The sequence below is a fragment of the Deltaproteobacteria bacterium genome (assembly GCA_011375175.1).
GTDB lineage: Bacteria > Desulfobacterota > GWC2-55-46 > GWC2-55-46 > DRME01 > DRME01.
In genome coordinates this window covers 1-11,900 of sequence record DRME01000085.1, presented here as the reverse complement: position 1 = coordinate 11,900, position 11,900 = coordinate 1, and the positions used below count along the sequence as shown (strand labels likewise).

Here is an 11,900-nt window from a genome sequence, read left to right as displayed (position 1 = left end):
GGCGTTGACGGCCGCCTTGCCCGAGGCTATCTGCTCGGCGAGCTGCTGGCAGCCGGCGTAGCCGCAGGCGCCGCAGTTGGTCTGGGGCAGGACGTTCATCACCGCCTCGACGAGCGGGTCCTCCTCGACCCTCAACTTCTTGTCTGCCAGGGCGAGAAAGGTGGCGAAAAAGGCGCCGAGCCCGCCCATGGCGATTATGGCTACTCCCAGCGTGGGATCGAACATATGCACACACTCCTCGAAAGAACTGAAAGGCCCCGCAGGGCCTCAGGCCGCGGGGGGCGCCGACCGCTCCCCCCGGAAGGGCCGCTGGCCTTGCCGCAACGGCGCCGGAACTACAACGGCGCCGGGGCGCGAAGACGGCCGCCGCGTCAGGCCCCGTCAGACCGAGAGCAGGCCGGCAAAGCCCATGAAGGCCAGCGCCAGCATGCCGGCCACCAGAAGCGTCATGGGCGCGCCCTGGAGGGCCCTGGGCACCTCGGCGAACTCGAGCTCCTCCCGTATGCCGGCCATGAGCACCAGGGCGAGCGTAAAGCCTGCGCCGCCGCCGAGGCCGAAGAAGAGGCTCTCAACGAGCGTGTACTCCCTGAGCACCTCGAAGAGCGCAAGGCCCAGTATGGCGCAGTTGGTCGTGATGAGCGGCAGGAAGATGCCCAGGCTCCTGTACAGAGGGGGGCTCGTCTTCTTCACGAACATCTCGACGAGCTGGACGAGCGAGGCGATGGTGATGATGAAGGTCACGTACTGGAGGAACGGCAGATTGAACTGGATGAGCACGTACTCGTTTATGAGCCACGCCACGACGGCGGTTATGGTCATGACGAACGTCGTGGCCAGTCCCATGTTCACGGCCGTGTCCACCTTCTTCGACACGCCCAGGAACGGACAGATGCCGAGAAAATAGGCCAGCACCAGGTTGTTTACTATCGCCGCCGACAGGAATACCAGAAGCGGTTTCATCGGCTCCCCTCTTTCTTGAGCAGAGTTACGTAATTAATGAGGCCGATCAGGAGCCCCAGGGCGAGAAAGGCCCCGGCGGGCAGTATCATCACGACCCAGGGCGTGAAGACCTCCTCGCCCATGAGAACGAGCCCGAAGAGCGAACCGGAGCCGAGTATCTCGCGCACCGCGCCGAGCACGACGAGCACGCCCGTGAAGCCCGCGCCCATGCCCAGGGCGTCGGCCAGGGCGGGCGCCAGCGGGTGCTTGGAGGCGAAGAACTCGGAGCGGCCCAGTATGAGACAGTTGACGACTATGAGAGGCACGTAGGGGCCGAGCGCCTTGGAGACCACCGGGAACTGGGCCTTGAGAAAGAGATCGGCCAGGGTGACGAAACCGGCTATTATGATGATGTAGGTCGGGATTCGCACCTGCCTGGGCACGAGCCGCCTTATGAGCGAGACGAAAGAGCTCGACGAAAAGAGCACGAACGTCGTGGCAAGCCCCATGGCGAGCCCGTTGGTGGCCGAGTTGGTCACGGCAAGAGCCGGGCACATGCCCAGAAGCATCTTGATGACGGGGTTCTCGGCCCACAACCCCTTCCTGAACTCTTCACTCAGACTCTTGGCAGCCATACTCGTACCTTAACTATACAGAGCGTCATAACTGCGCATACCTTCGTTGCTCCTCGGCTCGTCACTGCGGCGTACCGCAAAGTACGCCTCGTTCCTCACCTTCGCCGCGCCTTGGTCTGCTTTGTTCTGCCGCTCTGTAGGGGCATCTACTTACGTCGTTGCCTACAAGCACTCTCATGAGGGAAACCTTCTGTAGAAGGTTTCCCCCAAACCTCCTTCGAAGACTTTTAATGAGAGCCGGTTTGAGGGAGCCCTATTGCAAAAAATTTCCCCGAAGGATCAATCCCCGTGCAGCTCGTCCCCGAGCAGATCGAGCACGGTCTCCAGTCGCGCGTTCAGGGCGTCCACCACGGCCTTGCTCGATATGGTGGCGCCCGTTATGGCCTGTATCTGGTAAGGCTTTTCCGGTTTTCTGTTCTTAAGGTACTCGATCTTGGGTTTTATGGCAAGGCCCTTGAACTGGTCCTGGAACTTGTCTTCCGCTATCTTGTTGCCCAGGCCCGGGGTTTCGAGCTGCTCGATGACCTTCAGGCCCGTGAGCGTTGCGCCGTCCACGTTGAGTCCCACCATCATCTTTATGACGGCGGCGAAACCCGGTCCCTCGGCGAGGAAGGCGTAGCCCAGGGGGTTGCCGTTACTGTCCACCCCCTTGAATATCCTGATCGTCTCCGGCCCCTTGGGCGTGGTGACCTCCCTTTCGATGGTCTCGTAGGAGGCTATGTCGCCGAGCACGGCGTAGATGGCCCTGCGCTCCTCCTCGATACGGTTGGCCTCGATCTTCGGCGCCAGGGCCTGGTACGCCCCGGCCAGCACCCCTCCGACGATTACGGCCGTGAGGGTGAGCACCGCTATCATTCCGACGGGAGAGTTCTTCACCGCGCCTCCCCGAAGACCCTGGGCCGCGTCCAGGAGTTGAGGAGCGGCACCGTGGCGTTCATGAGCAATATGGAGTACATGACCCCCTCAGGCAGTCCTCCGAAGAGCCTTATTATGACGGCCAGGAAGCCGGCGACACCGACGAATATCCACTGTCCCAGCGGCGTGACCGGTGTCGTCACCATGTCGGTCACCATGAACCAGGCGGCGAGCATGGCCCCGCCGGCGAGCACGTGGAAGAGGGGGTCGGGATACCTGGCCGGGTCGATGAGCCAGAAGACGCCGCCGAAGAAGGCCATGGAGCCGAGATAGCCCAGCGGGAGCCGCCAGTTTATGTAGCCCTTGTACCGGAGGAAGAGTCCGCCTATGAGTATGGCGAGGGCCGAGGTCTCGCCGAGCGAGCCGGCCACGGTGCCGACGAACATGTCGGCCCTTGCCGTCATGGTAGCCTCGAACTTCATGAGCGCAAGCGGTGTCGCCGCCGACACGGCGTCGGGCGCGCCGCGTCCCAGGGGCTCGGTCCAGGTCGTTATGAGCACCGGGTATGTGGCCTGGAGAAAGGCCCTGCCCAGGAGCGCCGGGTTGAAGATATTGAGGCCCAGCCCCCCGAAGATCTGCTTGCCCACGGCGATGGCGAAGACCGAGCCGAGCACGGCGCCCAGGAGCGGGAAGTCGGGCGGGAGCGTGAGCGCCAGCAACATGCCCGTTATTATGGCGCTTCCGTCGGCTATGGTGGAGGGCTTGCCGCCGAGCCTGCAGCAGATGTGCTCGGTCGCAAGGCACGCGCCAACGCAGACCGCCACGAGCACGATGGCCTTGACGCCGAAGATCACCATGGCCGTGCCCACAACCGGCAGCAGCGCCATGACGACGGTGTGCATGATCTTGGGCACCGAGTCCACGCCCAGAAGGTGAGGCGACGACGAGACGACGAGCCCCTCCACGGCCGGCGGGGCCTTGGGCTTTGGCCTGGGCTTCGGTCCGGCGGCGGGCTTCGACCCGGCGGCCTTGGCGGCGTCGCCGGCCCCGGCGCCATCACCGGCCTTGCCGGCCGCCTCTTTCTTCTCCTGTTTTTCCTTGTCGTCCATCTTAAACCATGCTTTCGGGCGCGGCCCGCCCGCCGCGGCCCCCTTCTACCGGGCGGCCGCCTCGCGCCGGGACTCCCGGAGCTTGAGCTTGCCGAGCCTTATCCACTGTACGAGCGGCCGCTTGGAGGGACAGACAAAGGAGCAGCAGCCGCACTCTATGCAGCCCTCGCCGCTCCAGCCCTCGAAGGCGTCGACCATGTAGAGCCTTCCCAGGTCCCCTATCCTGTAGGGCATGAGCCCCATGGGACAGGCTTCGACACAGCTTGCGCACCTGATGCAGGGGCCGTACTCCGCCGGCTTTATCGTCCCGGCCCGAAGAAGCGTGATGCCCGAGGTGCCCTTTATGACCGGCACGTCGAGCGAGGTCTGGGCAATGCCCATCATGGGGCCGCCGTTGAGGATCTCTATCTCGCCCTCGCCCGCAAGGCCGCCGCACCGGCCGATGACCTCGTCGAAGCTCGTGCCTATGCGGACGAGGAGGTTTCGCGGCTCCTTCACGCCGTTGCCGCTCACAGTGACGACCCGCTCTATGAGGGGCTTTCCATAGCGGACGGCCTCGTAGATGGCCACGGCCGTGCCCACGTTGTTGACCACCACGCCCACGTCGAGCGGCAGCTTGCCCAGCGGCACCGTCCGGCCGAGCACGGCCTTTATGAGCATCTTCTCGGCCCCCTGGGGGTACTTGGTCTCGAGCGGGACTATCTCGAGGCCCGGCACGAGCCCGCGGGCCTCCTTGCCGAGGGCCTCGATGGCGTCGGGCTTGTTGTCCTCTATGCCTATGGAGGCGCGCGCAGCGCCGACGGTCTTCATGATTATCTTCAGCCCCATCAGCACCTTGCGGGGCTCCTCGACCATGAGCCTGTGGTCCGAGGTGAGGAAGGGCTCGCACTCGCAGCCGTTGAGGATCACGTGGTCCATGGCCCTGCCTCCCGGCGGCGACAGCTTTACGGCCGACGGGAAGGCGGCGCCACCCATGCCCACTATGCCGGCCTCGCGCACAATCGAGCGCAGCTTCTCGGCGTCAACGGCGTCGATGTCGACCTCTTCGCCGGCGGCGTCCCAGTCTTTCCTCTCGCCGTCGCCCTCTATGAAGACCGAGAGCACACGGCCTCCGCCGGGGTAGGGGTGGAGGGCCACGTCCTTGACCTTGCCCGAGATGGAGGCATGGACCGGCGCCGAGACGAAGGCCCTGGCGTCGCCGATCTTCTGCCCCTCCTCTACGCGGTCGCCCCTCTTAACCAGGGGCTCGCAGGGAGCGCCGATGTGCTGCTGCAAGGGAACGACGGCGAGGCCGGGCAGCCCGGCCGGCTCGACGGGCCTCTCGGCGGTGAGCTCTTTATGGTATGAGGGGTGGACACCCCGCTCGAAGGTCTTAAGATTCATCTCGTCCTGTGGTATGAAGTTCAAAGCATAGGATTATACGGGCAGAGACGGCGGCCAGTCAAGCTTTTTCCCGCAAAACCGGCTGATCCGGCCAGCCCGACGGCATCGAGCCCTGCGCCCGCCGCCAGGTCGGCCCGCGCCAGGCGGTCTTTTTACGCCTTTGCGGCCAGCCCCCCGGCGGGCGCAGGGAAGACAGACCCGGCAGCGCGGCCAGAAGATGATAAAAGACGGGAACGCATTTTGCAAGCATTTTTCCCCCGGAAACGCCCCCCAGCCTCTTCTCCGGCAGAAACGGCTCTCTTAGTGATTTATTGCACTGAGGGAACCTTTTTGTAAAAAGGTTCCCTCAGACTCCCTCCAAAAACTTTTAATGCGAGGTGGTTTCCCCCTGTTTTGCCAAGCAAAACAGGGGGAAACCACCTCGTATTGAAAGTCTTTGAAGGGGGTCTGGGGGAAACTTTCTACAGAAAGTTTCCCCCAGCGTAATGAAAAAGCCCCCATGGACAGCCGTGGAAACATCTGTTAAGATTGGTCATGATGCGCGGCGGCCGATGGGGGGTGAGAGATGGAGCGGCATCTATACATATCGAGAGAGGCGTTCCGGGGGCTCGTCGAGGGCCTTCTGGGCGAAAGGGAGGTCTGGGGCACGACACTGCGCAACGGCGTGCCGGTCTTCGACAGGATCGGAAGCTTCGAGGAGCTGCGACTGTCGAAGGGACAGACGCCCATATCGGCCAAAAGGGTCTTTTTCCCGCCCCGCGAGGAGCTTTTGCGCTTTGACAGGACCACGGGGGAGTGCGAGCCGGTGATCGATGCGCCGGAGACGGCCGTCATAGGACTCCATGCCTGCGACATCCATGCGCTCAAACTCCTGGACAGGGTCTTCTCCCACGGCACGCCCGACGCCAACTACATGGAGCGAAGACGGCGCTCCATCGTAATCGGCGTCGACTGTCTGCCCGAGAGGCACTGCTTCTGCGCGAGCGTGGAGACCTCGGAGGCCGGCGACGGCTTCGACCTCTTCCTCAACGAGGTGGAGGGTGGCTATGTGGCGGCCGTGGGAAGCGAAGCGGGGGGCGGGGCGCTCGAGAGGCACTGCGCCGTGGAGACGGCCTCCACCGGGCAGCTCGACGAGGTGCGGCGCGGCAGGGAGCGTAAGGCCGCGCTCTTCGAGACCAGGCTCGAGGCCGAGCCCTCGGCCCTGCCGCTCATCTACGCGGGGGCGTACCACAACCCCGTATGGGAGCGCATCGGCTCGCGCTGCTACGGCTGCGGCTCGTGCAACCACGTCTGCCCCACGTGCTACTGCTTCGACGTGAAGGACGAGGTGTCGCTCGACCTCTCCGGCGGGGTGCGTTACAGGGAGTGGGACGGCTGCACCCACGCCGATTTTGCGAAGGTGGCGGGCGGCCACGACTTCAGGAAGACGAGGGCCCAAAGGCTGCGACACCGGTTCCTGCGCAAGTTCCAGTACCAGCGGGACCGTTTCGGCGCCCTCATGTGCGTGGGCTGCGGCCGCTGCTCGCGGGCGTGTCTTGTAGAGATAGATATCGCTGAGGTGACCAATGGGATCATCAAGGAGAGCCCGGTCCGCTGAGCCCTCTTCCCCATACACGCCGCACAGGGGACGCATAGAGCGCGTCGAGGCCGTCACGGCGCGCGAGAAGTTCTTCCGCATAAGCCCAGTAGCGCAGACGCCTCCGCCCCACCGTCCCGGCCAGTTCTTCATGGTCTCGCTTCCCGGCTACGGCGAGGCCCCCTTCTCCATATGTTCTCCGCCCGAGCCTTCCGGGGCCTTCGAGCTCTGCATAAGGGCCGTGGGCAACCTCACAAGGGCGCTCCACCGCCTCGAAGCGGGCGACATCATAGGCTACCGCGGTCCCTACGGCCGCGGATTTCCGGTGGAGGAGCTTCGGGGCCGCCACGTCCTCTTCATCGCCGGCGGCATCGGGCTCGTGCCCATGCGCCCGCTCATAAAGGCCGTCACGGCCCGAAGGGAGCGCTACGGCAGGCTCATCCTCCTCTACGGCATAAAGGGTCCCGACGAACTTCTCTTCAGGGACGAGCTCGACAGGTGGCGCGAGGCCGGAGTGGAGGTGGAGGTGACGGTCGACAGGCCCCACCCCCGCTGGAAAGGCAAGACGGGTGTCGTGACCACGCTGCTGCCGCCGCTTGAGCTCGACGGCGCCTCCACGACGGCCGTGGTCATAGGCCCGCCGGTCATGTACAAGTACGTCATCCTCGGCCTGGGCGACAAGAAGATAAGCGGCCAGGATATCTTCGTCTCCCTCGAACGGCGCATGAAGTGCGGCGTGGGCAAGTGCGGACACTGCCAGATAAACAGCGTCTACTGCTGCCGGGAAGGACCGGTCTTCCGCCTCAGCGAGATAAGACACCTGCGCGAGGCCATTTGATCACCCTGGAGGAAACTTTCTGTAGAAGGGCCATAGGCCCACGTTTCTCCCCCCGCCCCATCGTATGTTATTCGGCTCTTCGGCTGCCCCGCGGGCAGCCTTAAGAGGCAGCCGGTGCGGGCAGGACGCCCCCTTCAAAGACTTTCAATTCCCTGCGGATCATCCCGGTTTTGCAAGCAAAACCGGGATGATCCGCAGGGCGTTAAAAATTTTTGGAGGGAGTCTGAGGGAACCTTTTTGTAAAAAAGGTTCCCTCAGTGCAATAAATACGGCGGCCGTTACTTGCCGAGGCAGAAACGGCCGAATATCTCGTCAAGTATCTCCTCGGTCGTCGTCTCGCCCGTTATCTCTCCCAGTGCGTTGAGCGCCGAGCGAAGCTCCGAGGCGAGGCACGCCCTGTCGGGCGCCGCCCCGGCCCGCTCCAGCCCCTCAATCGCCCTTTCCACGGCCTTCTTGTGACGCAGCGTGGCTATCTGCGCGCCCTCGACGCCGTCCGAAAGGCCGGCCCCGATCTGGCCGCCCGCCCCCATCGCCTCTTCGAAGACGGCGGATTCGAGCCCGCCGAGCCCCGTGCCCTCGAGGGCCGAGACGAAGACGACCCTGCGTCCGGCGAACCGCTCGCGCAGGGCCTCTTCGGCCCCTTCGTCCACGAGGTCGCGCTTGTTGGCCACCACCACGACCCTTGCGGCGCCGAGGGCGTCGAGGAGCGCCGTGTCCTCGTCGTGGTCGGCGGCCGAGGCGTCCACGACGAAGAGCACGAGGTCGGCCGCCGCGGCCCGCTTCCTCGCACGCTCCACGCCGATCTCCTCGGCCCGGCCGGCCGCCTCGCGCAGCCCGGCCGTGTCCGCGAGCCTCACGGGCACGCCCCTTATGTTGACCACCTCTTCTATCACGTCGCGCGTCGTGCCCGGAAGGGGCGTGACGATGGCCCGCTCCTCGCTGAGGAGCAGGTTAAGAAGGCTCGACTTCCCCACGTTGGGCCGTCCGATAATGGCCGTCTCAAGGCCGCTTCGAAGCACCCGTCCCCCGCGGTAGGTGGCGAGGAGGGCCCGCAGCCCCGCTTCGGCCTCCTCCACGGCGCGGCGGACCCCCGCCTCGCAGACACTCTCCACGTCCTCCTCTTCGGGAAAGTCGAGCTCCGCCTCGACGCGGGCCGTGAGTTCGAGAAGCGGGGTCTTGATCGCCGCCACCCTGCGCGAGAGCGCCCCCGATAGCCTGCGGCGCGCCGCATCGAGGGCCCGGTCCGTGGCGGCCCCTATGAGGTCGGCCACGGCCTCGGCCTGGGCGAGATCGAGCTTTCCGTTAAGGAAGGCACGCCTGGTGAACTCGCCGGGCTCGGCGAGGCGGACGCCGGCGCGGCAGAGGACATCGAGCAGGCGGCCCACCACCAGGGGGCTTCCGTGGCAGTGCAGCTCGGCCGTGTCCTCGCCCGTGTAGGAGGCGGGACCGTACATGAAGACGACGAAGCCGTCGTCTATGGGGCCGCCGCCCTCGGGGTCGATGAAGGAGCCGTAGTAGAGACGGCGCGGCCGGGCGCGGCCGGGCAGCCCGCCGGAAAAGACCCGGCGGGCCGCAGCCACGGCCTCCGGCCCGCTGAGCCTGACAACGGCCACGCCGCCCTCGCCCCAGGGGGTGGCGGCGGCGGCTATCGTGTCGTTACGGACCATCTGCGAAGGAGCGCGGCGCGCGGGGCCTCGGCCCGGCGGCCCTCAGCGGGCCGTGCGCTGGATGTAGTACTGCTGGACTATGGAGAGGATGTTGTTTACGAGCCAGTACACGACCAGCCCGGCCGGGAAGTTCAGGAACATGAAGGTGAAGACCACGGGCATGATGAGCATGATCTTGGCCTGCTGGGGATCGACGGTGGTGGGCGACATCTTCTGCTGAAGGAGCATGGACCCGCCCATGAGCACCGGCGTTATGTAGTAGGGGTCCTTGGCCGACAGATCGGCTATCCAGAGTATGAAGGGCGCGTGGCGCAGCTCTATGGCCACGGAGAGCACCTCGTAGAGGGCAATGAAGACCGGTATCTGGAGCACCATGGGCAGGCAGCCGCCGAGGGGATTTATCTTGTAGCGCTTGTAGAGCTCCATGAGCTCCTTGTTGAGCTTCTGCTTGTCGTCCTTGTACTTCTCCTTAAGGGCCATGAGCTGGGGCTGAATCTTCTGCATCTCCCGCATGGCGTTGAGGCTCTGTTTGGTGAGCGGGTAAAAGAGTATCTTTATGATACAGGTGAGCAGTATGATGGCGATGCCGTAATTGCCTATGTAGCGCTCGAAGAAGTTGAGGACCACGAGGAAGGGTTTGGCCATGAAGGAGAAGAAACCGAACTCGATGGACTCGACGAGGTTTCTGTCGAGGGCCGTCAGTATGTCGTAGACCTTGGGCCCCAGGTAGGCGTCGAAGGAGTAGACCACCCCCTCGCCCGGCTCGAGATCGAGCGGCAGTGACAGGGACGACACGGCCGTGGCCGTCGAAGGCGACTCCATGGACCACCCCACGGCGCCTTCCGTCCGGGGGATGAGGGCCTGGAGAAAGTACTTGTCCTCCACGCCGAGCCACTCGAACTCGCCCCTGCCCGAGGACGTGTCGTCGTCGGCCGCGTGGCGCGTGACCTTCCCGTCGGCGTAGATTACGGGACCGCGGTGGTAGTAGCTGTAGTCGTTTTCCGCCGGGTAGCCGGCCCTGAGCTCGGTGGCGAGGGCCGCGCGCAGGGTGCTTTGCGAGCCGTTTCGGACCTTGAGCGAGCCCTCGACGACGTAGCCGCCGCCGCTGAAGGCGTAGGTCTTGACGACGGTCACGCCCTGGGGCGAGGTCCACGTAAAACGCAACTGCGCCTTGCCGTCCGCTCCGATCTCGATGGAGTCGGCCGACGGCGTGAAGACGATCCTCTCGTCGAAGCCCCCGGCCGAGAGCGTGGTCTCCAGGGTCGCGCCGGCGCCCGCGAGCCCGACGAGCTCGATATTGCCGGCATCCTCGGCGAGGGCCGTCCTGTATCCCTTGAGCTTCCAGCTCCTGAGGGCGCCGCCCACGTTGGTGAAGACGGCGCTGAAGAGCGGTGTTTCGACGGTTGTGAGCTTCTCGTCAACGGCCGGGGAGGTCGGGGACGCCGGGGCCGTGGCGGCTGGACGGCCGTCGGCGAATACGCCTCCGTCCTCGCCGTCCCGGACGGACGTCTCCTCCACCGCCGCGCTCCCGTCCGCCTTCCCGGGCGCCGGGGGGGCGGGCAGAAAGGTCTCGATGAAGTAAGGGTAGGCGAAGAGCACCGCCATGGAGAGTACGACGGCGATTATGATCCTCTTATCGTTGTCCATTGTTCCCGAATCTTTCCCGGAAAAGCCGCGCCGGGGGCCTTGCAGCCCTGCCGCGCCCCGCCGCGCCGCCGGCCGGCGGCACCGGGTCGTAGCCGCCTGCGTTCCAGGGATGGCAGCGGCAGACCCTCACTGCGGCAAGCCTCGCTCCACGCAGCACGCCGTGGACCTCCACGGCCTCGGCCGCGTAGTCGGCGCAGCTCGGATGGAACCTGCACGAAGGCGGGAGCACCGGCGAGACAAGCGCCTTGTAGAGCCTTATAAGCAGGATAAGCCCGCTCTTCACCATAAACCTGTGTGGAACGCGCAGGGAAGAGGGGGCCCTCGGAGACCGCAACGCCGCGGAAGACGGGGACGGCGACGGCCTCACCCCTTCGGCCTGCGCGCCTTCCCCGCAAAGAGCACCGTCCCCAGTTCGCGGACGGCGTCGTCGTAGGAGGCGACCCTGTACCCCCTGCGCAGCGACACGAGTATGTCGGCCGATGGGACGAGCCTGTCGTAATTGAGACGGAAGAACTCGCGCACCAGCCTCTTGTTGCGGTTGCGCCTCACGGCGCCACCGGTGCGCGCGCTCACCGACAGGCCCAGCCTCGTCACCCCCAGGCCGTTGTCGAGCACGTAGACCACGTAGCTGGGCGTGAAAAAACGCCTGCCCCGGCGGCGCACCCTCTCGAAGTCCGCGGGCCTGAGTATCCGCCGGGCCTTGGGAAAGGAGCGACCCGCCACGGAAGCGGCCTTTACTTGGCTGCGCCGACAGATACGGTGAGGCGCTTGCGCCCCTTGGCGCGCCTGCGGGCTATGACTGCCCTGCCGCTCTTGGTGGACATGCGCTCCCTGAAACCGTGGGTCCTTTTCCTCTTGATATTGCTCGGCTGATAGGTCCTCTTCATGACAACATTCCTCTCGGTGCTGATACCGCTTGCACGTGTGCCCTCTCCCTCCCCGCCTCTGCGGGTAAGAACGTATACTTAAACCACATAATGGCACCACATGTCAAGCCGCCGGGGGAAACTTTCTGTAGAAAGTTTCCCCCGGACCCCCTTCAAAGACTTTTAATTCCATGCGGTTCATCCCGGTCTTACAAGCAAAACCGGGATGATCCGCAGGGCGTTGAAGTTTTTGAAAGGGGCCTGCTGCCCGCGCCGGCTGCCTCGCGGGGGGGCTGTACCGGGGGTTCGGGCCGCAAAGGCGTAAAAAAATCCCGCCTGGCGCGGCCAGAACCCCCGGTGCAGCCGAAGAGCCGAATAACATACG

The 11,900-nt window shown here is 64.9% G+C and carries 13 protein-coding genes; 2 read left to right on the top strand and 11 right to left on the bottom strand.

Going from position 1 to position 11,900, the window contains the following annotated elements; genetic code table 11:
• From ENJ37_07505 to rsxC, 6 genes are all read right to left on the bottom strand, one after another.
• Positions 1-225: electron transporter RnfB (locus tag ENJ37_07505; protein HHL40335.1), on the bottom strand; the 225-nt coding region annotated here is incomplete at its 3' end.
• A 156-nt stretch (positions 226-381) separates the two neighbouring features.
• Positions 382-960 carry an electron transport complex subunit RsxA gene (rsxA, locus tag ENJ37_07500; protein ID HHL40334.1) on the bottom strand — a complete coding sequence of 193 codons (579 nt, stop codon included), beginning with the start codon at positions 958-960 and terminating at the stop codon, positions 382-384.
• Positions 957-1,574, bottom strand: coding sequence for an RnfABCDGE type electron transport complex subunit E (locus ENJ37_07495; protein ID HHL40333.1), 618 nt, complete (start codon positions 1,572-1,574; stop codon positions 957-959). Before ENJ37_07495 ends, rsxA begins: the two co-directional genes overlap by 4 nt.
• Positions 1,575-1,853: 279 nt before the next feature.
• Complete coding sequence (locus tag ENJ37_07490; GenBank protein ID HHL40332.1) at positions 1,854-2,450, bottom strand: RnfABCDGE type electron transport complex subunit G; 597 nt, start codon at positions 2,448-2,450, stop codon at positions 1,854-1,856.
• The gene (locus ENJ37_07485) at positions 2,447-3,538 is read right to left on the bottom strand and encodes an RnfABCDGE type electron transport complex subunit D (GenBank protein HHL40331.1); all 1,092 of its coding nucleotides are present in this window, start codon (positions 3,536-3,538) and stop codon (positions 2,447-2,449) included. Before ENJ37_07485 ends, ENJ37_07490 begins: the two co-directional genes overlap by 4 nt.
• A 45-nt stretch (positions 3,539-3,583) precedes the next feature.
• Positions 3,584-4,921, bottom strand: a complete 1,338-nt coding sequence (gene rsxC, locus ENJ37_07480) for an electron transport complex subunit RsxC (protein HHL40330.1) — start codon at positions 4,919-4,921, stop codon at positions 3,584-3,586.
• Between the two features lie 565 nt (positions 4,922-5,486).
• Here rsxC and ENJ37_07475 point away from each other — a divergent pair.
• Together ENJ37_07475 and ENJ37_07470 are read left to right on the top strand one after the other, a co-directional pair.
• Positions 5,487-6,518, top strand: a complete 1,032-nt coding sequence (locus ENJ37_07475; GenBank protein HHL40329.1) for a hypothetical protein — start codon at positions 5,487-5,489, stop codon at positions 6,516-6,518.
• The gene (locus tag ENJ37_07470) at positions 6,487-7,335 is read left to right on the top strand and encodes an oxidoreductase (GenBank protein HHL40328.1); all 849 of its coding nucleotides are present in this window, start codon (positions 6,487-6,489) and stop codon (positions 7,333-7,335) included. Before ENJ37_07475 ends, ENJ37_07470 begins: the two co-directional genes overlap by 32 nt.
• A gap of 278 nt (positions 7,336-7,613) precedes the next feature.
• Here ENJ37_07470 and mnmE read toward each other — a convergent pair whose 3' ends face one another.
• The 5 genes from mnmE to ENJ37_07445 all read right to left on the bottom strand — a co-directional run bounded on the left by mnmE (position 7,614) and on the right by ENJ37_07445 (position 11,536).
• The gene (gene mnmE / locus ENJ37_07465; protein ID HHL40327.1) at positions 7,614-9,002 is read right to left on the bottom strand and encodes a tRNA uridine-5-carboxymethylaminomethyl(34) synthesis GTPase MnmE; all 1,389 of its coding nucleotides are present in this window, start codon (positions 9,000-9,002) and stop codon (positions 7,614-7,616) included.
• A gap of 42 nt (positions 9,003-9,044) precedes the next feature.
• A complete protein-coding gene (gene yidC, locus ENJ37_07460) occupies positions 9,045-10,649 on the bottom strand; it encodes a membrane protein insertase YidC (GenBank protein ID HHL40326.1) in 1,605 nt (534 codons plus the stop codon).
• On the bottom strand, positions 10,636-10,935 hold the full coding sequence (gene yidD, locus ENJ37_07455) for a membrane protein insertion efficiency factor YidD (protein HHL40325.1): 300 nt from the start codon (positions 10,933-10,935) through the stop codon (positions 10,636-10,638). The genes yidC and yidD overlap by 14 nt, the downstream gene beginning before the upstream one ends.
• A 77-nt stretch (positions 10,936-11,012) precedes the next feature.
• Positions 11,013-11,405, bottom strand: coding sequence for a ribonuclease P protein component (gene rnpA, locus ENJ37_07450; protein HHL40324.1), 393 nt, complete (start codon positions 11,403-11,405; stop codon positions 11,013-11,015).
• Positions 11,384-11,536 (bottom strand): 50S ribosomal protein L34, encoded by a 153-nt coding sequence (locus tag ENJ37_07445; protein ID HHL40323.1) that lies wholly within the window; start codon positions 11,534-11,536, stop codon positions 11,384-11,386. The genes rnpA and ENJ37_07445 overlap by 22 nt, the downstream gene beginning before the upstream one ends.
• Positions 11,537-11,900: the final 364 nt, after the last annotated feature.

Bases quoted from the DNA above. Each gene is read 5' to 3' on its own strand.
- rsxA (HHL40334.1), bottom strand. From the start codon at position 960: ATGAAACCGCTTCTGGTATTCCTGTCGGCGGCGATAGTAAACAACCTG.
- ENJ37_07495 (HHL40333.1), bottom strand. From the start codon at position 1,574: ATGGCTGCCAAGAGTCTGAGTGAAGAGTTCAGGAAGGGGTTGTGGGCC.
- ENJ37_07485 (HHL40331.1), bottom strand. From the start codon at position 3,538: ATGGACGACAAGGAAAAACAGGAGAAGAAAGAGGCGGCCGGCAAGGCC.
- rsxC (HHL40330.1), bottom strand. From the start codon at position 4,921: ATGAATCTTAAGACCTTCGAGCGGGGTGTCCACCCCTCATACCATAAA.
- ENJ37_07475 (HHL40329.1), top strand. From the start codon at position 5,487: ATGGAGCGGCATCTATACATATCGAGAGAGGCGTTCCGGGGGCTCGTC.
- ENJ37_07470 (HHL40328.1), top strand. From the start codon at position 6,487: ATGGGATCATCAAGGAGAGCCCGGTCCGCTGAGCCCTCTTCCCCATAC.
- mnmE (HHL40327.1), bottom strand. From the start codon at position 9,002: ATGGTCCGTAACGACACGATAGCCGCCGCCGCCACCCCCTGGGGCGAG.
- yidC (HHL40326.1), bottom strand. From the start codon at position 10,649: ATGGACAACGATAAGAGGATCATAATCGCCGTCGTACTCTCCATGGCG.
- yidD (HHL40325.1), bottom strand. From the start codon at position 10,935: ATGGTGAAGAGCGGGCTTATCCTGCTTATAAGGCTCTACAAGGCGCTT.
- ENJ37_07445 (HHL40323.1), bottom strand. From the start codon at position 11,536: ATGAAGAGGACCTATCAGCCGAGCAATATCAAGAGGAAAAGGACCCAC.